18 protein-coding genes are annotated in these 24,051 nt (G+C 63.2%); 6 read left to right on the top strand and 12 right to left on the bottom strand.

The window, feature by feature from the left end; genetic code table 11:
- Positions 1 to 13: 13 nt before the first annotated feature.
- On the bottom strand, positions 14 to 4,459 hold the full coding sequence (locus RY1_RS13310; RefSeq protein WP_072804066.1) for a type VII secretion EssC family protein: 4,446 nt from the start codon (positions 4,457 to 4,459) through the stop codon (positions 14 to 16).
- A 1-nt stretch (position 4,460) separates the two neighbouring features.
- Positions 4,461 to 5,117 (bottom strand): RDD family protein, encoded by a 657-nt coding sequence (locus tag RY1_RS13305; protein WP_072804065.1) that lies wholly within the window; start codon positions 5,115 to 5,117, stop codon positions 4,461 to 4,463.
- 296 nt (positions 5,118 to 5,413) lie between these two features.
- On the opposite strand from RY1_RS13305, the gene RY1_RS13300 reads away from it, so the two are divergent.
- Both RY1_RS13300 and RY1_RS13295 read left to right on the top strand, forming a co-directional pair.
- Positions 5,414 to 5,929 (top strand): hypothetical protein, encoded by a 516-nt coding sequence (locus RY1_RS13300; protein WP_139279827.1) that lies wholly within the window; start codon positions 5,414 to 5,416, stop codon positions 5,927 to 5,929.
- A gap of 145 nt (positions 5,930 to 6,074) precedes the next feature.
- Complete coding sequence (locus RY1_RS13295) at positions 6,075 to 6,521, top strand: DUF4234 domain-containing protein (RefSeq protein ID WP_072804063.1); 447 nt, start codon at positions 6,075 to 6,077, stop codon at positions 6,519 to 6,521.
- 83 nt (positions 6,522 to 6,604) lie between these two features.
- Here RY1_RS13295 and RY1_RS13290 read toward each other — a convergent pair whose 3' ends face one another.
- Positions 6,605 to 9,280 carry a helix-turn-helix transcriptional regulator gene (locus RY1_RS13290; protein ID WP_084727396.1) on the bottom strand — a complete coding sequence of 892 codons (2,676 nt, stop codon included), beginning with the start codon at positions 9,278 to 9,280 and terminating at the stop codon, positions 6,605 to 6,607.
- 96 nt (positions 9,281 to 9,376) lie between these two features.
- Between RY1_RS13290 and RY1_RS13285 the strand changes: the two genes are divergently transcribed.
- Both RY1_RS13285 and RY1_RS13280 read left to right on the top strand, forming a co-directional pair.
- Positions 9,377 to 10,162, top strand: a complete 786-nt coding sequence (locus RY1_RS13285; protein WP_072804062.1) for an SDR family NAD(P)-dependent oxidoreductase — start codon at positions 9,377 to 9,379, stop codon at positions 10,160 to 10,162.
- 29 nt (positions 10,163 to 10,191) lie between these two features.
- Positions 10,192 to 11,004 carry an alpha/beta hydrolase gene (locus RY1_RS13280; protein ID WP_072804061.1) on the top strand — a complete coding sequence of 271 codons (813 nt, stop codon included), beginning with the start codon at positions 10,192 to 10,194 and terminating at the stop codon, positions 11,002 to 11,004.
- Between the two features lie 32 nt (positions 11,005 to 11,036).
- Here RY1_RS13280 and RY1_RS13275 read toward each other — a convergent pair whose 3' ends face one another.
- The 7 genes from RY1_RS13275 to RY1_RS13245 are packed head-to-tail and all read right to left on the bottom strand — an operon-like array spanning position 11,037 to position 18,216.
- Complete coding sequence (locus RY1_RS13275) at positions 11,037 to 11,981, bottom strand: choline kinase family protein (RefSeq protein WP_072804258.1); 945 nt, start codon at positions 11,979 to 11,981, stop codon at positions 11,037 to 11,039.
- A 7-nt stretch (positions 11,982 to 11,988) separates the two neighbouring features.
- Entirely contained in the window at positions 11,989 to 12,924 is a 936-nt protein-coding gene (locus tag RY1_RS13270; RefSeq protein ID WP_072804060.1) for a phosphotransferase, read from the bottom strand.
- Positions 12,921 to 14,333, bottom strand: a complete 1,413-nt coding sequence (locus tag RY1_RS13265) for an amidase (RefSeq protein ID WP_072804059.1) — start codon at positions 14,331 to 14,333, stop codon at positions 12,921 to 12,923. The genes RY1_RS13270 and RY1_RS13265 overlap by 4 nt, the downstream gene beginning before the upstream one ends.
- 12 nt (positions 14,334 to 14,345) lie before the next feature.
- Complete coding sequence (locus RY1_RS13260; protein ID WP_072804058.1) at positions 14,346 to 15,602, bottom strand: M20 family metallo-hydrolase; 1,257 nt, start codon at positions 15,600 to 15,602, stop codon at positions 14,346 to 14,348.
- 1 nt (position 15,603) lies between these two features.
- Positions 15,604 to 17,166 carry a sodium:solute symporter family protein gene (locus RY1_RS13255; RefSeq protein ID WP_072804057.1) on the bottom strand — a complete coding sequence of 521 codons (1,563 nt, stop codon included), beginning with the start codon at positions 17,164 to 17,166 and terminating at the stop codon, positions 15,604 to 15,606.
- 1 nt (position 17,167) lies between these two features.
- Positions 17,168 to 17,446: a hypothetical protein gene (locus tag RY1_RS13250; protein WP_052060045.1), complete on the bottom strand. Its 279-nt coding sequence runs from the start codon at positions 17,444 to 17,446 to the stop codon at positions 17,168 to 17,170.
- 5 nt (positions 17,447 to 17,451) lie between these two features.
- The gene (locus RY1_RS13245; RefSeq protein WP_169914687.1) at positions 17,452 to 18,216 is read right to left on the bottom strand and encodes an inositol monophosphatase family protein; all 765 of its coding nucleotides are present in this window, start codon (positions 18,214 to 18,216) and stop codon (positions 17,452 to 17,454) included.
- A 232-nt stretch (positions 18,217 to 18,448) separates the two neighbouring features.
- On the opposite strand from RY1_RS13245, the gene RY1_RS13240 reads away from it, so the two are divergent.
- Complete coding sequence (locus tag RY1_RS13240; protein ID WP_139279826.1) at positions 18,449 to 19,210, top strand: GntR family transcriptional regulator; 762 nt, start codon at positions 18,449 to 18,451, stop codon at positions 19,208 to 19,210.
- 292 nt (positions 19,211 to 19,502) lie between these two features.
- Here RY1_RS13240 and RY1_RS13235 read toward each other — a convergent pair whose 3' ends face one another.
- Both RY1_RS13235 and RY1_RS13230 read right to left on the bottom strand, forming a co-directional pair.
- Entirely contained in the window at positions 19,503 to 21,449 is a 1,947-nt protein-coding gene (locus RY1_RS13235; protein ID WP_072804055.1) for a primary-amine oxidase, read from the bottom strand.
- Positions 21,446 to 21,817 (bottom strand): hypothetical protein, encoded by a 372-nt coding sequence (locus RY1_RS13230; protein WP_084727393.1) that lies wholly within the window; start codon positions 21,815 to 21,817, stop codon positions 21,446 to 21,448. Before RY1_RS13230 ends, RY1_RS13235 begins: the two co-directional genes overlap by 4 nt.
- Before the next feature lie 421 nt (positions 21,818 to 22,238).
- On the opposite strand from RY1_RS13230, the gene RY1_RS13225 reads away from it, so the two are divergent.
- Complete coding sequence (locus RY1_RS13225; RefSeq protein WP_072804054.1) at positions 22,239 to 23,453, top strand: Fic family protein; 1,215 nt, start codon at positions 22,239 to 22,241, stop codon at positions 23,451 to 23,453.
- Positions 23,454 to 24,051: the final 598 nt, after the last annotated feature.

Below are 24,051 nucleotides of genomic sequence, written 5' to 3'. Positions count from 1 at the left end.
TGTGTCGTGCGTATCAGTGCTGCCGAGCAAGTTGCAATTTCACCGCCTTGCCTTGCGCGACAAGGAATCCTCTGCCAGGCGGTTGGACGCCACGTTGCCGAGATCCCAGCGGCGTGTTGAGCAAGCTTTCCCCGTCGATATCGCTGGGACACAAAAGGATTCCTCGACGGTTGGATCGGAAGGGCCCGCCCAGTGCGTATGAGCTCTGCCAGGTGGAAATTTCCGATTCACCCACGACGAGTCCACCAGCCGCGTCGACCGACTTGATCATGCGCTCGAGGTCGAGTTGAACCATCGAATCGGTGAACTCGCAGAGAGACTCGACGACGACCATTATGCGCGGTGAACCACTCGACTCGCTCTGTTCGATGATCTCGGTGATCAGGGCTGCTACCGATTCGAGACCGACGGCCACCGAGTCCCACACATCTTCGACTTCAGGGCCGCCGGCGCGCGGTGCCAGGTAGAAAGTCCGTACGTCGGGTTCGGCACGCAGTACCGATCGTGCAAGTGTGAGCAACGCCGACGATCGCCCGCTGAACGGCGGGCCGGCGACCATGAACAGTCCGCGCGGATCGAAACCCACGGGATCGAGGTCGGTGTAAGCGATGCCGATCGTAGGCCGATTTGCTACAGTGTCCGGCAGAACAGCGAGATCGATGTCGTCGGAAAGCCGTTCTACTGCCGCCGTGTTGCGAACTCCTGCTGCTCTCGATACGTCGGCAAGTGTGGCAAGGCCACGGAACTGAACTTCCACGTTGGGATCTCCGCCGATGACGGAGATCTGCACTTCTCGATCGTCGAGAATTCCGCGACCGGGAGGTGAGACGCGGTCGAGGACATCCTTGGGTGCTCCCAACAACAGATAGTCGTCGTCCGACGCCATCCGCAGGACCAGTCGCCGTTGAATCGTCGATCCCAACGACGTAGGGATCGCATTGGGACGGTCAGCCGAGACCACGAGGTGTACGCCGAGAGCGCGTCCGTCGGTCGCAATCTGGTTGAGCATCGAGAACCACGGCGACACAGGCGAGGACTCGTACGCTTCTCGAAACGCGCCGATCCCGTCGACCAGCAGTAAGACTCGGGGCTCGTCGAGACGCCTCGTTATCGTGCGGTACTCGACGATGTTGGAGGCGTTGACCTTCGAGTAGTTCTCCGAGCGATCGTCGACGAGCCTGGTGAGTCTGCGCATCAGGCGGCCGAGTATTTCGTCGTCATCGCCGACGATTGCCCCGGTTTCAGGCAACTCATCGAGCATACGAAGACCGCCGGACCCGAAGTCGATTCCGTAGATCTCGATCGGCCCTTGCTCTGCAGCGGATTGGACGGCGGCGATGGCAACGGTGCGCAGGGCCGTCGATTTACCCGACCCGCCGGTACCGAACACGGCGAGGTTTCCGTCCTTGTCCGGATCGAAGTACACCGCGGGTTGACTCTGCGTCGCGGGATCGTCGGATATGCCCAGCGAATATCCGCTGATTGCCGAGGCGGGTTGAATCACTATGTCGTACGTTCGGCGTAGTTCGGGCAGCCAGGGGACCCGGGGAGCCGGAATGCGAGCCTGCTCGGCGGCGCGTGTGATCGAACGAACCACGCGCACCATGTCGGTGTCCTGCGAGTCCGTCGAGATCATCTGTACCGTGGCATCCCACGGTTTCCCGTCACCGAAGTTCATCTCGGTGATATCGATGGGTGTCTGTGTGTCCGCACCGACCGTCCATCCACCGGTGTATGCGGTTTGGAAAGTCGTCAACCGTCCAGGCCCGACCTTCGCCGTCGCGCGTCCGGGCAATCCGGGGGAGAAGTAGGCAGCATCCTTGGATCCGAGGACGTCAACCGAGTCGTCCTCGTCTGCCATCCTCAGAGCCACACGAAGATTGGTGTTGGCTCGAAGGTTGTCCTTGATGACACCGGCCGGACGTTGTGTAGCGAGAATCAGATGCAGTCCGAGCGAACGCCCTCGTTGAGCGATGTCCACCACGCCGTCGACGAATTCGGGTATCTCCTTGGCCAACGCCGCGAACTCGTCCACGATGATCAACAGTGACGGTGGTGTCTCCGGGTCGTGTGAACGCTCGAGCGAGAGAAGATCCTTTTCCCGTTTGCGATTGAGGAGCCGCTCGCGGTAGCCGATCTCGGCCCGAAGCGAGATCAAGGCTCGCCTGACGAGGTGCGGTGAGAGGTCGGTGACGAGTCCGACCGAGTGGGGAAGGTCGACGCAGTCTGCGAACGCCGTTCCTCCCTTGTAGTCGACGAACAGGAAGGAGACGCGGTCGGGACTGTGTTCAGCGGCCATCCCGAGAATCCATGCCTGGAGGAACTCACTCTTGCCGGAACCTGTCGTACCACCGACCAGAGCGTGCGGTCCATGCTCGCGCAGATCGAGGTGAAACGGCTCGATGCCCCGTGACCCGACGAGTGCACGTAACGAATTGTCGGAAGTGCGCCGTGGTGGTGGAGGTCCCGAGCGCTTCAGGATGGAGTTGTTTCGCTCCCAACGCTGGATCAGCACGTCGTGGTCGGTCGCGATCGATGGGTCGTCCAGATCGAGGAACGAGACCGATCGCGGCAGGTCGGTCTCGTCCTCGACGGACACTCCGACGTCGATGACAGGCGCGAGCAGAAGTGCAATCTGTCGAGCGTCCGGCACGTCGACGGTTTCGCTGGCGACGGGGAAAGTGTGCTTTCCGACGCGCACTTCACCGGCCGTCGAGCCTGACGTGTTCGTCTCGACGAGGAGGAACGATCTGCAGGCAGCGGGCACGCTTGTCAACTGCGTTGCTACCCATATGAGATGGACGTTGGCATCAGGGCCGCGCTCGGCAAGCCGAGTGAGTCGTGATCGGTCGACGGGTGCGTCGTCCTCGACCACCACCACCACGACGGGCAGGATCGGGTCGGTCTTGTTCAACGTGGGTCTTCCGTCTTGCTCTGTGTCCAAGGACTTTCGGAGGCCGGTACGGACTTCCGACGCGTCCAGTCGGTCGCGAACAAGATCTTCCAGTCGAGCTACCAACGAGATACCGCCGTCGGCGGAGTCGGCGAACAAATCACCCGACAGGGGACTGTAGGTCGGTCCGCTGTGGGGCAGCCACTCGAGCCAGCTCCACGAGGGTCGCGTCGCGGACGACGCGACAGCGGCGATCGTCAGTTCTGCAGGCGAATGCAGTCCCACCAACTGGATGACGATGCCACGAGCCACACCGTCGACGACCCCTCTCGGCCCGCACACTCCCAACGAGCCGCTGGAACGAAGATCGGCGACGATCGGGACATCGGTGATGGTGGCGAACTCGTCGCGCATGGTCTCGAGCTGCTGCCAATATTCCGGTAGCGACTCGGCTCGGCTGGGCAGATCGAGCGCACTGCGCGATGGGGCATCTCCCAATCCCATACGAACAGTGAGAAACCCGGCGTGTTCGGGCCGGTGGGTCCAGAGCAACGTGCCGAGCAGGTGTACGGCTTCGACGGCGTCGGAGACAGATGGTGTCTCGCCGAGGCGAACGGCCCGTTCGATGGTTTGTGCCGACTGCATGTCGGCTGCCGTGGCCCGCAATCCTGTTGCGAACTGTTCGATGGCGTCGCGGTGCTTGCGCTTGTTCTGCAATGCGGTGTCGATGTACATGCCAAGCATCAGCAACGGGCTCAGGGCGATGAAAACCACGGTCAGCGTATTGCGTGTAACCGCGAAGAGCACGAGACCCAGAAACAGCGGTGCCAACATCGAGACGATCGGGAATCGATTGGGGTCGACACGCTTCGGCGGTTGCGGAGCCTCGAATGTGCGGCCGTCGAAACGCCGGATCACCCGCGGTGAGCGATTGAATTCCATCGCCGGGCTGTCGATCGAATCGGTTCGCGCGCGCACTGTGTGGAAAACCGCGATAGTCGTGTCGCCAAGCCCGACGACGTCGGATCCAGCAACGAAAGTTCTCTCGATCCATTTGCCGCCCATGTGGATGCCGGCACCCGTTGCAGTGTGGTCGACGATCTCGATGCTCTCGCCGACGTGAATGCGAGCATGCGAACCCAGCACGTTGCCGTCGCTCAGCGAGATGTCCGACTCGGCAGACGAGCCGATGGTGCTTGCTCCCTCCGGTAGGAGGAACTCGCGTCCGGCGTCGGGGCCCGACAGCACCCGTAGCATGGCGATCGCTCGCCCGCGGCGGCTCACACTGGCGCTGCGGCTGTATTTTCCGATGGTGACTGTCGAACCCGACCGGACTCCGGAATCGACGAGGTTTACTCCTGGGTCCAGCTGTCGTCCGTCCACGGCAGATTCGAACGCCGACTGTTCGACGGTCAGTGTGAGGTCAGGGTTGGACGCGATGGAACTTCTCGGGTCGCCGTCGGCGAGTGCGCGCGCGACGTCCCCGACGGACGCGGTGGCGTCGGCCACCATCGACAGGTCGACGGTCTGGCCCGACGGTCGCCGTAGAATCAGCTTCAGGTGCATGTCATGAACTCATTGCGTCAGTGCCCGATGGTGGGGGCGGAGGCGGTGGGAGGGCAGAAGACGGCGGCACATGGCCTACGGGAACCGGGGAAGCCACGGCGAGTACACCACGGTCGGGCTTGCGGAATGCCGTCGTCACGATCTGGGGGCCGATCGGGTTCGCGCCCTTGACCACGTCGATGACTACGGTGCGCGCAACGCGGTCGTGCCAACCTCTGCGGAGCCCGGAAGAGTCGAAGAACGTGCTCAGCGCCGACAGTCCCGGGAGACTCAGGAACACCAGGCTTCGAGCGATGGAACGTCCAACGCCGACGGGTCTGAACGTAGCTGAATCGGCGAGGCGCAAGCCAAGCGCCGCCTTGCCGAACGACAGACCACGAACCCCATTCCACACCACGAGCCAGATCCAGACACACACAGCGGAAAGCGGGCCGACGATCACCGCAACAGCACTGTTGGACAGCGCGAGCCCGAGCATGGTGAACGCGAAGGGACCGAACGCGACTGCGCCGAAATCGATTACCGTGGCTACTGGACGAAGTCCTCGTGACGCTGGAAGAAGCTGTGCGTCCAGAACGATCGAATCGTTCGATGGAGGCGGTGGAACGAGCGACGCCCGCTCGGCCTCGGTAGGCGGTGCCACCGCGCGGTTGGACACTGTCCCACCACACACCCCACAGAACGGTGCGCCAAGGGCGAGCCGAGAACCGCACCGCACACAGACTTCGGAGTTCGTCACCTCGAGGCCTTTCGAACGGAAACGACACGGCGGACTGCCATGAAATCCGTATCGTACGAAGCTTCCGCCCCTAGCGCAGTCCCTCGAACGAATGACAATAGAAATACGGGCCGGAGTTCATTCGATCGGTGGACGTCGAACATCGCACTGACCCTGAATGATCTGTGTCGAGCAGTTGCGGATGCCTGACATCAAGATGAAAGATTGGAGTGCGCATGAGGAGACCGTTTTGGATTCGCGGGGCATTACTGACGGCAGTCACTGCCGCATTGACAGTCGTATCCGCGTCGCCTGCGGCAGCGGAGTTGACACCGATCGATTTCATAGAAATCACCACGGGGAGTTATGAGGAGATAGCGCCGGAAATCTATGAGGGAAATCTCCTGAAGCCGACGGAGTTCTGGCTGGACGTGCAACCGTGGTCGCAGGGTGAGAAACTTCTTGGAATCGGCTGCAAAACCGAAATCACGATTCGGGGATATTTTGGATTCATCGAGATCCACGAGTCCAATGGGCGGTGCAACACCACGAACCCGGGAGCTTTGGTCAAGGTGCCCTTCGACGGCAAGTATCTGATCACTGCAACAGTTACTCGTTCAGCGGGATCCTTTTTCACTGCGACGAAGGAAATTCTGGTTGGACCAGCTTCTTTCGTCCCTGCGGCGATCGACACCGGATCAGCTCTGATCGGAGGCCCGACAGGTTCGTCGACCACAGGCTCGGCCGGATAACGATGGGTGACCAAGGAGGGTCTGGACGTAAGCGCGCCCACCCCTCCATCCGTCGTTCGATGGCATCGTTGGCCTCATGAATCAGCAGAGTAATGCGGCCTCGCGTGCAACGAATGTCCCTGCCATTTCAGGAGAATGCCAACAAATGTCGCAATTCGAGTCAGGCCAGGCCGGCTACGAACAGCCCGTTGCCAACGGGCTCGCCATGAAGCGTCGAAACCCTCTCGGAGTGTGGATCGGCCTGCCACTCATCACTCTCGGCATCTACCACTTTGTGTGGTATTACAAGATCCATCGTGAGCTACGCGACTTCGATCAGCGAAGAACCGTGCCGGTCGCGGGGTCGTTGCTGGTGCTGCTTCTGCTCGGCTGGACGGTCATCGGCCCACTCATCAGCTACCACAACACCGGTCGATTCGTCCGAGAGGCGCAGATCAAGGCAGGTCTGCCGCCCACGTGCTCACCGGCTCTGTCCTGGTTGTTGGCTTTTGTCTTCGGCCTGAACTCGCTGTACCTTCAAATCGAGCTGAACAAAGTGGTGGATCGGTACAACGGCGCGTCAGAAGGGTCCCCGGTTCCTTTGTATGCGTGAGTGGCTGCCGGCTTGAATTGACATGCTTTGGCCGAGAGCGCCCATGGGAGTTGCATCGGGCCGCGCCGCCGATGTCTCTGGTTCTACCGCCCGGGCACGTCTCGCAATGCCTGCCCGAGTCCAGCGCGAGACTTCACACCGAGCTTGGGGAAGATTCGATACAGATGAGCCCCCACTGTCCGCGGTGACAGAAAGAGCTCACTGGCAATTTCCTTGTTGGACAGGCCCATGGAAGCGAGTTCGGCGACCTTGCGCTCCTGCGCCGTCAGGGCATCCGAGTGTTTCACTCCACCTCCGGCAGCACGCAGCTCTGTCCGCGCGCGGTCAGCCCATGGCGGTGCACCCAAGTCGTCGAAGCCTTCGGCCGCCAATGCCAACACCTCTCGGGCCTCTGCGGTGTGTCGTCGACGCCGCAACCACATCCCGTACGACAGCTGAATCCTGTTGCGGTCGAACGGGAAATCCTGTAGACCGGGATGGTCCACAGCTTTGACGTACAACGCCCCTGCCTCCGAGTCGGGGGCCGACATCGCATCGACAGCGGTCACCACAGCCTCGAGCCGTGGAGAAATGTCGCGGAGTTTCAACCGCTCGGCCTCGGCAACGTGGGCCCGCGCCCAATCATGTCGATGCACATGTACAGCGGCTACGCCGAAGTCCAACAGAACATCGATCGCCGCATGCGAGTACGGCCGGAACTCGCCGGCCGACGTGATGCGGAGTGCGGCGACGTAGGCCTCCTCGTAGTCACCCTCGGCGAGCGCAACGAGAACTGCACTGCGGCGCACGAAGCCGAGCAGCATGCCGAGTCGCCGCGGCCCCGCCCATGCGTCGACCTCGGCCGCACACCGCCGAGCATGAACCGCATCCCCGGCACACGCGGCGCGGAAGCCGTCGTATGCGATGAACTGGTAGCGGAACAGCTCGTTCCGGTGGGTAGTCGCCAGCTCGACCCCGATGTGTACCGACCGCTGCGCCGCGGCCCAGTCCCCGGACCCGATCTGGTCGAGGGCCAGCAGATGCAGCATCGTCATCGCGTTCGTGACTGCGCCTCGGTCGTGGTCCCGTTCGAACAAGTGCTGGACCGTCGCTCGAAAGTCGGCGAGGCGGTCGACGAAATACGCGCTGACGCTCACGTGCACTACGTCCCAGGGTTCGCGAGAGGTCTGCCCGTCGCGATACGCGGAGAGGCGCGCACCGACCGTATGTCCCCGTCGTGCAACATCTCCCAACGCGTCGCGATAGAGCAGCGCGTCGACATCGAGCCGGTCGGACAGACGGTCGACGATCTCGTCCGTCAGGACCCACAATGCGGCGTCCCCGCTGTACAGCGAGATGGCCAGCAGCAACTTGACCAAGCGCACCAGCGTGGCGTCGTCGAGAGTGCCGGCGTCACGCAGGGCACGAAGTACGCGCCGATGCGTCCCGATCACGTCGCCGTCCCGATAGAGCGCGAGGTAGGCGTCGGTGAGGACAGCTGCCACCGATTCGTCGTTGTCGGTCAACGTTTGTGCGTCGTCGAATCGGCTCGCCTGCGACGCGACGAATGCGGCCTCCGCGCGCAACGCATCACGCCGAGACGGGTCGGTACACAGCTGGGAGGCCCGGCGGAGCCAATCGACAGCGACAGTCGCGCCCCCTCGCCGGATCGACAGTTGTGCAGCTTGTTCCAACAGGTCGGCCACGGACTGGTCAGGGAGCGTCGACGCCGCACCGAGATGAGTCGCCCGGCGCACCAGCGAGTCGGCGTACAGCTCGGCCAGGTGGGCGTGCGCCGCCCGTCGCTCGGCTGCACTGGCTCGATGAATGACTGCCGCACGTACCAGTGGATGCCGAAAGACGATGTCACCCAGCGGACTCACGGTCAACAGGTCCTGCTCGACGGCCTGCTCGACATCGGTCATCGTGTACCGCGATCCCACCTCGGCGGACATGTCTGCCCGGGTGCCGTCGAGAGCCGCGCGGAGCAGCTCGGTGCGGACCCGCGCATCGAGTAGACCGAAGCGGCCACCGAACACCGTCACGAGCCGGTCGGTCAGGGGCAATGACACCGTCCACGTGTCGATTTGATCGGCGTAGCGTGGCAACTCTTCGAGAGCCAACGGGTTGCCCGCGGCGAAGTCCAGAATAGTCCTCCGGGTGGAGACGCTGAGCGACAACGCTATTCGATCGACGATGTGCCGTGCGTCTGCCGACCTCAGCGGACCCAGATCGAGCTCGATCCAGCCGGCGGTCGAGAACTCGACACCGTACTGTGGACGAAACGCGGCAATGATCCTCACCCGCGGGTCGCAGGCGCGCCTGCCGGCTACACAGAGAACGGTGGCGCTCAGCTCGTCGAGCCAGTGCACATCGTCGATCACCAACAGCACCGGCCGCGCATGCGACGCGGCCTCGAGTAGAGCCAGCAGCGACGTTGCCAGCGACACCGGCGACGGCGCCTGGACCGGATCGGCTCCGAAGACCGGCGCCAACACATCCTGATCGTGCCGGTCGAGCCCGGACCACTCCTGCCGCAGCCCGACAACCATCTGATTCAGGCCGCCGAGAGTGAACGGTCTTTCGCTCTCGACGCCGATCGCGCGCAGCACCCGCCAGTCCTCGCGCCGAGCTCGGTCGACAATATCGTTGATCAAGGCGGTCTTTCCGACGCCCGCGTCACCGCGGATGGCCAGAGCACCCTGGCCGGGCGCATGCAGAAACCGGCTCAGCTCGACCAGCTCTTCGTCTCGACCGACCAGGCCGATTCCCGCCCGCACTCATAAGTTGTACAGCACTCAGGGCTCCGGCGTTGGTACAGCAATGCAGTCGTTTGACCGATGTCCGTCGCATGACCGTCGGCGCACGCTCTTCCCATGGATTTGAACCTCACCGGCAAGATCGTTGTCGTCACCGGAGCGAGCAAGGGAATCGGCCTCGCGATCACCGAGGCGTTCGTCGAAGCAGGAGCGTTCGTTGTCGCCGGCGCCCGGCGCAGCACTCCGGAACTGCAGGCTCTCGAAGCGGCGGGGTCCGTCGCCTTCGTCTCTGCCGACTTGTCGACGCCCGACGGTCCGGCTGCTCTGGTGGCCGCCGCGGCCGGGCGGGGAGGCATCGACGTCTTGGTCAACAACGCCGGGGCGGTGAAGGCCCGGTTCGACGGGATCCTGTCGGTCACCGACGAGCAGTGGGAGTCTGCGCTGGCACTGAACTTCCTGTCCGCAGTACGGACGACGCGGGCGGCGATCCCGCACATTCTGGCGCGCGGTGGAGGCTCGATCGTCATGACCGGATCCGTCAATGCCGTGTTGCCCGAATGGAACATCGTCGACTACAGCGCCGGCAAAGCCGCGTTGGCCAGCTACGCGCTGAGTCTGTCCAAAGAGTTCGGCCCGCAGGGAATTCGGGTGAACTCGATCGCGCCCGGCCCCGTGTCCACCAGTCTGTGGCTGGGTGACGACGGCATCGCCGCGCAGGTTGCGTCGGCCAATGGCATCAGCCCGGACGACGCCGTCGCATCGGCGGCGTCCGGCGCGTCGACAGGCAGGTTCACGACGCCGCAACAGGTCGCCGACCTCGTCGTCTTTCTGGCCAGCGACCGCTCGGGCAACACGACCGGGTCCACCGTCCGCATCGACGGCGGATACGTACCCACCATCTGATATCACCCCACCGAAGGAGAATAAAGACAATGACCTCACCGACCGCCAAGACCAATCCGGTGATCTTCATCCACGGCCTGTGGATCCACTCCAGCGCGTGGCAGCCTTGGGAAGATCTCTTCGTGGAGCGTGGGTACGTGACGTCGGCACCAGGCTGGCCGGGCGATGGCGGTACGGTCGCCGCCACGCGGGACAACCCTGACGCTCTCGACAACGTCGGCATCGCCCAGATCGTCGAACACTACGCGGACCTCATCACCGCGGTCGACGGCGACAAGCCGGTGATCGTCGGCCACTCGTTCGGCGGACTGATCGCGCAAGAGCTCCTGGCGACCGGTCACGCTGCCGCGGCAGTGGCGATCGACCCCGCTCCCATCAAGGGTGTGAAGGCACTGCCGTTCTCGCAGCTGCGATCGGGCTTCCCGGTCCTCGGTAACCCCGCCAACCGGCACCGCACGGTGTCGTTGACCGATACGCAGTTCAAGTATTCGTTCGGCAACACCCTGACCGAGGAGGAGTCGAACGATCTACACGCCCGCTGGACCATCCCCGGCCCCGGACTGCCACTGTTCGAAGACGCCGCAGCCAACTTCTCGAAGCACTCACCCGCGAAGGTGGACACCCACCTCGCCGACCGCGGACCGCTGCTCCTGACCTCCGGCACCGAGGATCACACCGTTCCGCTGAAGGTCACCAAGGAGGTGTTCGGGCTCTATGCCAAGGGTGAGTCGGACACCGAGTTCCACGAGTTCGAGGGGCGTGGGCACTCGTTGACCATCGACAGCGGGTGGCGCGACGTCGCCGAGGTGGCGCTGACGTGGCTGGGCAAAAAGGGGTTCTGAGGGAACGTGAACACCGTTTTATGCCAGCTCGATCACAATCCTTGCACCCAGTAGGCCCACCGCGGATCGCCCATCTTGATTCTCGCCCGCGACAGCTTCCACGACCCGTATTTGTGGTAGTCGAAGTCCCAGGCATCGGATAGCTTGTGGTTCACGCACCCCCACAAACCCCATTTGACGTCTGCGAGGAAGCTGCAGACCTGGACGCGGGAGATCATGGGCCACTCGGCTTTACCGAAAAACTCCTCGATCAGCTCCATGATCTGCGGCTCGCCGTAGAACATTTCGGTGACCAGGACGGCGAGCTCGTAGGCGCGGTCGTTGTTGGAGGCGAACTCGTAGTCCACCAACTTCATCGGCAACCCCTCGCCGATGAGGATGTTGCCGGGCATCGGATCGTTATGGCACGCAACCAGATCCAGGCCAGCTGCCAACATCGCTGCCTTGACCTGGCGGTACTCGGTCAGGATCACCTCCGCATCGCGCGGTAGCCGCACACCCAATTCAGCGACCTGTTCGAGGTGTTCGTCGATCATGTCGAAGATCGTCTTCGTGACGCTCAGTGTGCTGCCCGAATGCAGGGTCCGATACACATCGATCATCCCCAGCGGAATTTCCGGACGCTTCAGATCACCGTTGGTGCAGGCCCGGTAGCCCTCCAGGAATTCGATCACCTCGACCCCGGTTATTGGATCGAACAACACCACCTCCGGCCCGATCCCCAGTGCGCCTGCACGTCGGGCGGCCTCGTTGGCGAGCGTTCGGTCGATGAAGGCGTCGGTGCCGCTGCCGGGGAGCTTCATGAAGTAGCGCTTGGACTTGCCTTCGACGGTGATGCGCCAGTTGCTGTTCATCAGGCCGCCGGGCACCGGGGAGTAGGTGAGCTGCAGCCCTTCCCACTCTGGAACAGCAGCGAGCGCCTTTTCGACTTGCCGCTCGGCTTCGGTGCGGGCGGATCCGATCGCGATGTCGTTCATGGTCACCTCAGATGTTTCGGATGCGGTCGTCGAAATGTGGGTCACGCAATCCTGCTCGCGCGCGCAGGAATTGCCAGTCGGAGAACTTCGAATACTCGTGCGTACCCGGCTTCACGGCATCGGCATACGACCCGATGAGCGCCCAGCGCAGGGAGTCGGCGATGCCGTAGATTCGGGCGCGGTCGAACAGCGCGGTGTCGAACGTCCCCCAGGCCATCTCGAAGACTTCACGTGCGTCGGAGTCGAACGGGCGGATCTCCGCCAACAGTGCGCCGATGTCCTGCAGCGGGTCCATCAGGGCTGCGACGTCCCAGTCGACGAGGCGCATGCTGCCGTCGTCGAGCATGAGGACGTTGGAGACGTTGCCATCACCGTGGCAGGGGACCGCGTCGAAGCCGGAGCTCTCGATTGCGGCCTGAGCTGGGGCGAGGGTGCGCAGCATCCAGTCGAAGTCGGCAGGCAGCGCCCCGCCGACCGTGGCGATCAGGCCGCGCACCAGAGCCAAGTCCTCGAACACCGATGCCCGACGCGTCACCCCGGTCATCCCGTGCACGGACGTCCGCAGTGCGACGAGCTTCTCGACGTTCGCGTCCTCGTCGAACAGATCCAGAGTGGCGGTCGAGCTGATTCCGGTGAAGTCCTCCATCACCAGGACGCCAGTCTCGGCGTCGGAGATGAAGATCTTCGGGCCGATGCCGGCCTCACCGGCGGCAGTGGCAGCTGAGAATGCTGCTCCGACGTCGACGTAGTCCCGCGCATGCGGTTCCATCACCTTGACGAACGCCGCGGAACCGGCGGAGGCGTCGGGGATGGTCGACCTGGCCGAGTAGCGCTCGGAGTCTGCGCCCCACCAGCTCGGACTCGCCATGGTGGTGGCGGGGTCCAATGTAAGTTCGGCACTGGCCCACACACCCAACTCGCTCAGTGCTTCTCGTACCGTCATCCGAGTACTCCGATCTTCTCTGCCGCAACTTCCGTCGGCCAGTTCATGTCGAACTCGCGTGCGCTTTCGAGCCACTTCGTCAAACGCAGGACTGCCTGATCCGCGAACCGCGGCCCGGCGACCTGTATCCCCACGGGCATGTGCTCGGCGAATCCGAAGCACAACGCCGATGCCGGCTGTGCGCTCTGGTTGAACCACGCAGTGAAGCTGCAGTGCCCCAACGGTTGTGCAGGATTCAGGCCGACCTCTTCGGCACCGAACCCGACCGTCGGAATCACCGGACTGATCACGAAATCGAACTCGGCCGTCCTCGCCCGCACGATCTCCTGCGACCGCATGACCGCATCGGTGTCCCGAGAGAATTGCGCGGCAGTGTAATTCGACGCCGGCACGGCCCAGTCGGCGACGGCAGGTAATACTTCCGATCGTCGAGATTCCGGAATCGACTCCCACTCCGTCCGAGCCCGTACCTGGAACAGTCGGTCGAGAGCCGGGTACGGGTCCTCGCCGAAGATCGGGGGCATCTCGGTGACAACGGCACCCGCTGCTCGCAGGTGGCTCGCTGCAGAGTGGACCACGTGGAGTACGTCGTCGGAAATGGGTGGGCCGTAGCCCATGTCGAGCATGACGCCGATGCGGAGCCCGGCAGGAGTGAGAGGCGCGTGGATGTCCTCGGTGTCCTCGTGTGGCAGGGCCCAGGTGTCCCGCGCATCAGGGCGGGTGATGATGCGGTACAGGTCGATGAGGTCGTCGACTGTGCGTGCCATCGGTCCGGCAGAACGCATCGTCGACGGCGCCAGATGCGGGATGCGTCCCTGCGTCGGTTTCAGAGCGACGAGCCCGCAGTGCCCGGCAGGGAGCCTTACGGAACCGGCGATATCCGAACCGACAGAGCCGAACCCGATTCCCGACGCCAGAGACGCTCCCGCACCCGAGCTCGACCCGCCGGTGTTGCGCGTGAGATCCCATGGGTTGCGGGTGATTCCGTACAGGGAGCTGACGCCGGCGGCCATCATGCCCATGTCGGGCATCGTGGTCTTGCCGAGAATGACGGCGCCTGCTTCCTTCAACCGCGCGGCCGGGGGAGCGTCGACAGTCGACATCGGCAGATCCTTGTTCGCCAATACCCCATGTCGCCAGGGCATTCCGACGGCATTGATGCTGTCCTTGATCGTGACGGGAATGCCATCGAGATCCGACAACGCTCGGCCGGTGCGGAGTCTGTCCGTCGCTCCCTGCGCGGCTCGGCGTGCACCTGCCTCGTCGACGAAGGCGATTGCATTGATCACCGGGTTGGTCGTCTCGATATGGGCCAGTGTCGCGTCGAGGACGTCGTTCGGCGTCGATTCACCACTGGCGAAGCTTGCACGGAGCTCCGCAGTGGTCTTAGTCAGCAGGGGATTGGTCAAGGGATGATCCTTCTACGAACTGGATTCGAGATCGCCGCGAACCAGGCGAGCGACGGTTTCGGTGAGCATCGTGACGCCGTGGAGCAAGTCGTCGTCGTGCGTCAGCTCTTTCTCACTGTGCGAGATGCCGTCGACACTGGGGACGAAGAGCATGACCGTCGGGACGATGTCCTTGAGGTTCACCGAGTCGTGTCCTGCCATGGTGAGCATCCGGCGATACGACAGTCCTAGGTCGGTGGCAGCCTTCTCGGCGAGTTCGACACCTTCGATCTGGTAGCTGGTCGATGGCCGGAGCGCGGAGGTGTCGATGCTGATGCGTACCTCGGTCTCCTTGTCGATGGCTGCCATGAGCATCTCGTGGGCTTGTTCGAGGACATCGGGATCCGAGGACCGGATATCGATTGCCATGGTGACCTTGGACGGCACGACGATAGGAGAGTTCGGCTCGACGTCGAACTGCCCGACAGAGGCCAGCAGCAAACCCTCGGGGAACTGCTGGGTGAGTTCTCTGGCGGCGACGACGATCTTGCTTGCGCCGACCAACGCGTCGTGGCGCAGGGCCATATGGGTTGCGCCGGTGTGCGATTGCTCGCCGTGCACGGTGATCGAATACTTCCGCGCTGCCCAATTGGCAGTCACGATACCGATCGTCGTGCCTTCTTGCTCGAGGATCGGCCCTTGCTCGATGTGGATCTCGGCGTAGGAGACGGCTTCGGGCTGTCGATCATTGCCGTGGAAGCCGATATCGGACAGGGCATCTCGAACGGAGATGCCGACGCGGTCGGTGACCTTCAGAATCTCGTCGGCGTCGAACTTGCCGATGAAGACTCCGCTTCCCATGAGGGAAGGGGAGAAGCGGGACCCTTCTTCGTTGAACCAGTTGACCGCAGCGATGTTGAACTGCGGTATCAGCGAACCACGTTCCACCATCTCCACGATGCCGCGCACGGCATGAGCGGCGGCGAGGACACCGTAGGCGCCGTCGTACTTTCCGGCCGTCGGCTGGCTGTCGAGATGCGAGCCGACGAGCACGTAGGGCGCACCGGGGACGAATTCGATGCTGCCGTACATGTTTCCGACAGCGTCGACGGTGGTGGTGAGGCCGTGCCGGTCGAACCAGTCGGCGAGAAACCGCCTGGTTCGACCGTCGTCGGCTGTCGCCGCCTCCCGGTCGACGCCGCCAGCTGCGGTGGCGCCGAACGAGGACATCGTCGCGAAATCGTCCAAGAATGCCGCAGGAGTGGAGCCTGCGGAATGACCAGATGTCACGTCAGATCTTTTCCGGAGCGGGGGTGGCGGCCATCTCGTCGATCTGGCCTTCGAAGGACAGATCGGCGGGAGCGGTACGGACGGGACGCTTACCGGCTTCGAACATGTCGTCGACGCGTGCCTTCTCCTCGGCCGTGGTACCGGTCACCTTGGAGACGATGAGGAAGACGGCCAGGTTGACGGCCATGCCGACGACGCCGCCGGTGAGGCTGCCGAGCCCGGCGATGTCGTCCGGATAGACCGCGGTGAGTACGAGGGCGACGGCGAAGCCGGAGATCATGCCCGAGACCGCGCCCTTGCCGTTGCCGCCGCGCCAGAAGATGCCGAGGAACAGCGGGATGGCGAGCTGCACGACGCCCTGGTAGGAGATCTGAGCGAGGAGCTGCAGACGCGTCATGTTGAACGTGGCGTAGGCGACGACGGCTGCGGCTGCCATGAACCCGAGCATGCTGATCTTGGCGACTTTGGTGAGCTGGCTGTCGGTGAGCTTGCGCTTGTCGGAGTTGACGAGGTCGTTGGCGATCTGCAGGCCGCAGACCTGCACGCTGCCGTCGATGTGGCCCATGGATGCTGCGAACACCATGGTGGCGGCGAGTCCGAGGAGCCATGTTCCGCCGTAGCTTTCTGCGATGGTGAACCAGCCGGTCTGGGGTGAATCGGCGACGTCGGTCATGACCGTGCCGGCGATGCCGACGAGCATGAGCAGGGAGTAGAAGACGCCGGAGATCAGGACAGTGCGGATGGTGCCGGACTTGACCGCACGCACGCTCGACGCGGTGTAGATGCGCTGGAAGCTCGTCGGCCAGCAGAGCGATCCGACGACGCCGGTGAAGATGAGGGCGAACAGGTAGAACGGGCCGTAGGCATCGCCGTCGCCGGGGACTTTCAGGTACTCGTCGGCGACATCTCCGAGGGTGGCGAAGCTGATCGGGCCGCCGGCAACTCCGGAGAGCAGGACCAGGCACAGACCCGCGGAGAAGACGTAGGCGACGATGCCCTGGAACATGTCGGTCATGATCAGACCGCGCATGCCCATCTTCACGGTCCAGAACTGGCGAACGACGATGACGGCCAGGCCGACGAACAGGCATGTGGTGACGGACCATGCCCCGGCACTGGCGATCTGAAAGACCTCACCCAGCGCCTGCATGCCGAGGACGACCCACGGGAACAGCGAGACGATGCCGATGACGCTGGCGACGATCTTGGTGCCACGTGAGTTGAAGCGCAGGCCCAGGAGGTCGGGCTGCGAGCGGAGGTTGTATTTCGCTCCCCAGCGCCAGGCGCGGGTGGCCATGAAGTACATCATCGCGACTCCGAGGCTCGAGTACGCGAGGCCGTAGAGGCCGAACACGCCTGCGCCGCTGGCGAGTCCGAAGAACGCGATGAACACCGATCCCGGCCACCACGAGTTGACGTAGCTCATCGCGACGTACCAGGGGCCGTAGGAGCGGCCGCCGACGGAGTACTCGTCGAACGATGGACTGGTCTTCTGCTGTGTGGTGTAGAGGATGAAGATGACGATGGCGTAGAAGACCGCCAGCATTCCCAGCATGATCAACATGTCATTCTCCAGTGAGGGGTGCGGTAGCGGGGAGGAGGTCCTCGTCGAGTTCGCCGCGGATGTCCTCGACGATGTAGAGGCCCCAGAGGGTCAGGCCGAGAACGACGCCGTTGATCAGCCAGTACATGATGGCGAACGGAATGCCGAGGATCTCGAATCGAATGCCGCTGCCCCACATGTAGAGCGGAGGGAACAGCGCGAAGAGCAGAGCGAGAGCGTAGATACTGCCGAAGAACGTCATGATGCTCTTCCGGCTCAGGCCGCGAATGTACTCTTTCATGTGCGTCATCCTTGGTTGACTATTTTGAGAACCGAGTCGTGTACGGCGCCATTGGAGGCGATGCCGTTGCCGCCGTTGATCTCTCGCACTCCGTCGAGCGAGGTGAACATGCCGCCGGCCTCTTCGATGATGACCGGCATGGGGGCGAGATCGTATGCCTGCGTGGTGTAGTCGACGATCGCCTCGGCTTGGCCGCTGGCGACCATCATGTAGCCGTATGCGTCGCCCCAGGTTCTGATCACGGCGCCCGCGGACTGGAGGTCGACGATGGAGTCGGGATGCCAGTCTTCGAGCCAGGTGGCCATGACGTAGGCGCCGTCGAGTTCCGTTTTGTCCGAAACATGAACTTGCTTACCATTTTTCCAGCATCCCTTGCCGCGTTCGGCGTGCATGAGCACCTCGGCGCTGGGGAGGTTGATGACACCGGCGACGATGGTGCCGTCCTCCTCGAGCGCGATCAGGTTGGCGTAGAGCGGAACACCGTGGACGAAGGACTTGGTGCCGTCGATCGGGTCGACGATCCAGCGATACTTCGACGTTCCGGTGGTTTCGCCGAACTCTTCGCCGAGGAAGCTGTCATCGGGGTAATGCTGGGCGACCTCTGCTCTGATGAACTGCTCGATCTCGCGATCCGCCTGCGTAACAGGGGAACCGTCCTGTTTCGACTCGACCGCGAGGGCCGAGGTGTCGAACCAGCGACGGGCGATCTCTCCCGCCGAGCGGGCGAGCTCCACGCCGAGTGCGGCGCGAGCCGACCGGGAATCCTCCACAGTGGTGCACCTTTCGATGAGTGGACTTCTCTTGACAGGTAGAACGATGGGCGTAGACCATTTCTGGTTTTGTTCGCCGTGTGTGAACTGCATGTAACGCATGGCCGGGGTGAAATGACATAGGACACCAGCGGTGTTAATCATGGGTAAATCAGCAGGTGGACGGTGGTTCGACGGCGCCACGGCACGTTAGATTGAGCTGACAAAGAGAGCAGGAGGTGGGCCGGTGCTGATGATGGAGCAGACCCACGGCGCGTTGGTGCGCCTCGTCGAGGAGCTCGAGCAGCGCTCGGTGCCTCGTCTTCCGCCCGAGCGCGAATTGGCGGAGCGGTTGGGTACGTCGCGTACCACGGTCCGCAAGGCCATGGACCTGCTGGAACGCGACGGAGTGATTCGCCGTCTCAAAGGGCGTGCGGGTGGTGCCTACCTGACTGCGGTGTCTCCCGGTTCGCCGTCGCCCGAGAGTGCGCTGTCGGTGTGTCAGAGTCGGCGGCTGTTGCGAAGTTTGAACACCGTCAAAGGTGTGCCACAGATGTTGCACGAACAGGGTTTCCGCGACGGCACGAAAGTGATTTCCGCGCGGATGACCAGTCCTTCTGCGGACGCGGCTCGGGTTTTGGGCGACGGGCCGGTCGTGTCGTTGTTGCGCTTGAGGTTTGCCGATGGCGATACGTTGTCGCTGGAGCAGATGTACCTCAGCGGAAGCATCTGCGGACGGGTGCTGGAGACGCCGCTGAACTCCGTCTACGAAGCGCTCCGGACTTTGCTGGGTATTTCGGTGTGCATGGCGGACGAGTCGATCGAGCTGGCCACCGTGACCGCACCGGTCGGTGCGTTGCTCGGGCAGCCGGAGGGCACGCCGATCTTGAAGCTCGAGCGCATCGGTTACGACCAGCAGGAACGACCCGTCGAGTACTCGGTGGACCTGTTCCGGGCGGACCGGACGCGGTTGAACGTGCGAACCTCATCGTTCGTGGGGGCTTCGCCCATGTGAACGAAAGTGCTTAGCCCACTATGTATTTCCACTCGTAGGTGCCGAGCACGCCGACGAAGCTGCTATCCACTCGGGCTACTTGACCTAGCCGATGAGCTGTCCTCGATTGGGGCGGGCAAGAGTGGGAAAGGTTTCCGCTTGGAAGAGTCGGGGAGCCGCGTGGGCCATGGCATCCGGATTGGCGTGCCATGGACTCGAATGACGAGGAACCACGTCAAGTGCGGGGTCGGCGAACTCTCAGGATCGTGGACGTCGGTCGCCCAGGCTGTGGCGACCGGCTCCGCAGCAGCGATCAGTCGCAGCAGTGCCCACCGACCTTCGGAGTCTCAGGCGCCAGATCGAGCATCGGATTGCCGTCGAAGAAGCCGGTCGGCTTGAGGTGCAGACTGACATGGCTGACCGGCATGACCGGCCAGTCCTCTGGACGCACGACGTGATGGGCGGCGATGGTCGGCCAGATGACCAGGTCGGCGCCGTCGAGAGACCGGTCCTGCGCCGTGTAGGCGACGAGTCCGTCGTGTCCGGGGTTCTGCGCCACGTACTCACCGGCTGCGTAGCGCTCGCGCTCGGCGTACGGCGTCGCCCACATGTGCTTGGTTGCGAAGCCGCCGCGGCGCACCTGCTGCGAACCCGGCTGCGCGAGAGGCAAAGCCACCGCACCCGACGGTTCGATCTTGTAGCCGATGTGTCCGCCGAGCTTGTTCTTCTTGTCGGCGTTGGCGATCAGCCATGTCCGAGCCTTGAGCGGGTCGGCGACGCGCTGTGCCTCCGATTCGCTCGTCAGTTGCCGCTTGGTCTGACGCCACGCGTTGCCGTGCGGATTCTCCGGTCCGACGGGCACGGCCTCGGCTTCGAGCTCGTACAGGTTGTTGCGTTCGCCGTCGACCTTCATGTCCAGCCGGACGCTGAAGAAATGCTGGTGATGCGGCCCGTACAAGCCAGGGGCGACGAGGGTGCCGAACTCGGGAATCTGTCCCTGCTCGATGGCGCCGGTGGAGATGATGCCGGTCAGCTTGATCTCGAATTCGATCGACCCGTCGAGGTAGAGGTGCCAGTAGAAGCCGTAGTCGTAGTTGCCGACCGTCGCGAAGAGCGAGACGATGAGGCGGCGGTTGCGCCGCACCTGACCTAGATTGTCGCGGAAGTCCGTGTGCTTCCACCCGATGCTGTAGTCCTCCTCGTGCATGCAGATCGCGTTCGGAAGCTCGATGGGCTGCCCGTCCTGGTCGTTGACGTACGCGTCGAAGTAGTGGATTTCGCCGAGGCAATCGCAGCCCAGCTGCAGGGAATTCGCCAGCACGCCGAGTCCGTATTCTCCCTCGTCGAAAACGTTCTTGTTCCACTGACTGTCGCCGGGATCGCCATAGGGGACGTACATCTCGGACAGGGATGCGCGGTGGATGACGGGACGAACCGTACCGCGGTCGACATAGTTGACGTCGTGCAGCACCAGACCTTCGCGCGGTGTGAACCCCACGCGCAGGCGCCAATTCGCCCATTCGACGTAGTGGCCGTCGACGTTGAACGACGGCCCGTCGGGCTGGGTGATGTCGATCTTCTTCATCGGTGCGCGTTGCTCGGTGAATTCGGGTACGTTGCCGGGGCGTTCGTAGAAGCCGGGTAGGTAGTTGCCGGGCGTCCGGGGGATAGGTACGACTCCGGTGTCGGCGACGTCGACGACCTCCATCGTGTCCATGTCGACGGTCACGACGAGGTTCTCTACGGGCCGGGCGTAGCCGTTCTCCTGGGCTTCGCTGCGCACAAAGGTGAGTGGGCGCGCAAGGCGCCTGCCGCCGGGGTTGTCGTCGTCCGTGGTGTGTCCGCTGGCCCACTTGTCGACCATGGCGAGGCTGAAGTCGGTGACTCCGCGCTTGATCATCGCCTCCTGCCAGCGGGGATCGGCTTTGATGACGTCCTCGCACTGCAGGAACTCTTCGAGCGTGATGGGCGGCTGGGCGTCCGGGATCTGCTCGTAGGAGACGACCTCGTCGGTGGTCAGGGACACGACGGCCTCGAATGTTGCGTGCTCATCGCGGTCACGCAGGACGATGAATGCACGACGGTCCGTAAGTCCCTGCTTCAGTTGCTCTTTCGACGGTTCGTTCAGTTCGATGTAGACGAAGCGGGCCGAGGCGGTGAGGTTCTGTTCGCGAATCACGATCGCCGACGCCTGCGAAATCTCCTGCGGGTTCAGCGGTTCCAGCGGGTGGGTGGTGACGGGTGCGAACGTGTCGGTCATCGGAGCTCCTGCAATCGGTAGGGACGAAATTCAGGCGGAATGCGGCGGGTGCGGAAGAAGACGACGGATCCGGCGAGTACGAGTTCCGCGGCGGCGACAACCGACGCCATCGTCATACTCGAGGTCTGGTCGGCTGCGTGATGATGATGCGCGGGGAACGAGGCGTGGGCGAGCAACATACCTGCGCTGGTGACCGCAACCATCAACCAGGCGCGGTTGCCTGCCGAGCGGACCAGGTCCACAGCGCAGTACACGCACAGCAGAGCCATCGCCGTAACAAAGGCTCCGGCGATGTCGCTCACGCCCATCCGCAAGTGCAGAACGGCCGACACCAGGGCCAGTGCTGCGGCGATTCGGTTGATCCACACCCTCGTCTACTCCCGTCCGTCGTCTGTCCTGTCGACGGTATGGGTAGACCATTACTGGTTCTCGTAGTGCGTGTGAGGGGTGTGTTACGCGGGGCGCGTATCAGAGTCGGTCCAGATCGTCGTCAGAGCTACCGCGTGTCCGGGTTCGATAGCGATTACGGGCGTGTCGGGGCTGCCCTGTCGGAACGTCGAGCGAGCTGGCGGGCCGTGTCTCGGATATCAAGTCCGCGTCCGTTGCGGATGCTGTACCGATCATCCCGGTTGTCTCTTCGCATCGCGTGATTGTTGGCAACCGCGTCTCCGCGAAGGCGCTTCCGATGCTGGAGAGGCGCTTTGTGTAGGTGATCGATATCGGTCATCCGTCCGCGCGTTACGGTTCCATACCAGACGATATGCGCCTAAGGTTTGGTATGGTTCATCGGTGGCCAATGATCGGAACAGTGGCCTGGCCGCCGTCGAGTACGAAGATCGGCCATGGCAATCGTCTTCTGCCGCTGCCTCCAGGACGCAACGCAGGCTGCATGCAGGCGGCGTCTACCGGGCTGCGGTGCCTCCGCGGATCGCCGATCTGGAACTCCGACTCACCGATGACGTCTCGGCCGAATCCGAGGATGCGCTACGCGAAATCGTTCGATTCGACGAGTACGCATCGCAGCGCCTCGGCTCGTCGACCGAGTTGGCGCCGATGAGTTCGATTTTGCTGAGGTCCGAGAGCGCTGCTTCGTCGCAAATCGAGAACCTCACGGTCGGCGCACGCTCCCTCGCGCTGGCCGAGCTGGGTTCACCTACGAGCCGCAACGCGTCTATCGTCGGCGGCAACGTGCGCGCGATGGAGGCCGCCCTGGCAGTAGGTTCGACGGTGTCTGCCGAGTCGGTGCTGGCCATGCATCAAGCACTGATGGAGCCCGCAGGCGATCCCGACGCAGGACGATGGCGAACTCAGCAGGTCTGGATCGGTGGCTCTGATTTCGGACCCCACCAAGCCGCATTCGTTCCGCCGCATCATGAGCGGCTCGAGGCTTACTTGGGTGATCTCTTCACGTTTGCGTCGCGGACCGATCTTCCTGTTCTCCCTCAAGTGGCCGTCGCGCACTCGCAGTTCGAGACGATCCACCCGTTCACCGACGGGAACGGCCGTACCGGCAGGTCGTTGATACACACGATGCTTCGTACGGCAGGAGTGGTCGAACGCGTCACGGTGCCATTGTCCGCGGGTCTGCTAGCCGACACTGCGGCGTATTTTGCGAGCCTCGACGAGTACCGACAGGGCGATGTCGAACCCATCATTCGCCGTCTGAATGCCGCGGCGTTCGCCGCTGTATCCAACGGCAGGATGCTTGTCGACGAATTGGCCGACGTGAGAGAGCGTTTCGTCGCAAGCGTCGTAGCGCGTCGTGAATCCGTGGTGTGGAGTCTCCTCGACGCTCTGATTGCACAACCGGTGATCGACAACCCTTTCGCGCAAAGGACATTCGGTGTCAGCGACATAGCTGCTCAGCGGGCGATCGATCGACTGGTCGACGCAGGGATTCTTTATCAGACCTCGAAGGGGCGACGGAACCGCGTCTGGCAGGCAGACGAAATCATCGACGCACTCGACCGTTTCGCCGAGCGCACGCGTCGAGGACGGAGATAGTCGAGGATTGTCGGTCGGGTGCGCTACGAGCGGATGGTGAGGACGACTCCAGACATGAACCTCGTTGTCTGCGCTCGATGTCAACGTCACGACAGTCGGCATGGTGACTCCAGGAGGGGAATCGACGGCCAGTACCTGGCCGCGTGGAACCGACGCGTCCACGGCCCGGACGACTTCCACGACCGCGCCGAGTTGCTCCAGCATCGTTGTCGCTGAACGCTCGTCGGATCCGAGGGTGGACTCCGGGGTTTGGTGCGGGTATAGAGACTGTCTGTTCGATCGGGTCGGAGACCGTGTCCGATGTGGACAGCTTCTGCGTCAGTACGAGGCCGACGGGTCCGGGTGCGGGCTTCTCCACGAACAAAGTTCGCACAGATCCGAGACCGGCGTCGGCAGTAGATCCGATGAGTCGAACTCGACGACACTGTCGGGGGTCTTGTGGGAGGAACCAACAGATATGTCAGTGAACTACCGATGAGGAAGCCCGACCACCAGGGCAGGCCATCGTAGTGCGACGAGGATCCTCCAGAACCGGCCCGTCTTGCTGTCGGTGCCGGCGGACGAGCCGAGCGGATCGACTGTATCGGAACGCGCCACA

Origin of the sequence: Rhodococcus yunnanensis NBRC 103083, assembly GCF_001895005.1 — a bacterium.
Lineage (GTDB): Bacteria > Actinomycetota > Actinomycetes > Mycobacteriales > Mycobacteriaceae > Rhodococcoides > Rhodococcoides yunnanense.
Note: the sequence above shows the minus strand (reverse complement) of the source record. Positions and strands in the feature narration are given on the sequence as shown.

Excerpts from the sequence above, each read along its gene's own strand:
- RY1_RS13310 (WP_072804066.1), bottom strand. The coding sequence starts at position 4,459 with ATGCACCTGAAGCTGATTCTACGGCGACCGTCGGGCCAGACCGTCGAC.
- RY1_RS13300 (WP_139279827.1), top strand. The coding sequence starts at position 5,414 with ATGAGGAGACCGTTTTGGATTCGCGGGGCATTACTGACGGCAGTCACT.
- RY1_RS13295 (WP_072804063.1), top strand. The coding sequence starts at position 6,075 with ATGTCGCAATTCGAGTCAGGCCAGGCCGGCTACGAACAGCCCGTTGCC.
- RY1_RS13285 (WP_072804062.1), top strand. The coding sequence starts at position 9,377 with ATGGATTTGAACCTCACCGGCAAGATCGTTGTCGTCACCGGAGCGAGC.
- RY1_RS13280 (WP_072804061.1), top strand. The coding sequence starts at position 10,192 with ATGACCTCACCGACCGCCAAGACCAATCCGGTGATCTTCATCCACGGC.
- RY1_RS13275 (WP_072804258.1), bottom strand. The coding sequence starts at position 11,981 with ATGAACGACATCGCGATCGGATCCGCCCGCACCGAAGCCGAGCGGCAA.
- RY1_RS13270 (WP_072804060.1), bottom strand. The coding sequence starts at position 12,924 with ATGACGGTACGAGAAGCACTGAGCGAGTTGGGTGTGTGGGCCAGTGCC.
- RY1_RS13255 (WP_072804057.1), bottom strand. The coding sequence starts at position 17,166 with ATGTTGATCATGCTGGGAATGCTGGCGGTCTTCTACGCCATCGTCATC.
- RY1_RS13250 (WP_052060045.1), bottom strand. The coding sequence starts at position 17,446 with ATGAAAGAGTACATTCGCGGCCTGAGCCGGAAGAGCATCATGACGTTC.
- RY1_RS13240 (WP_139279826.1), top strand. The coding sequence starts at position 18,449 with ATGATGGAGCAGACCCACGGCGCGTTGGTGCGCCTCGTCGAGGAGCTC.
- RY1_RS13235 (WP_072804055.1), bottom strand. The coding sequence starts at position 21,449 with ATGACCGACACGTTCGCACCCGTCACCACCCACCCGCTGGAACCGCTG.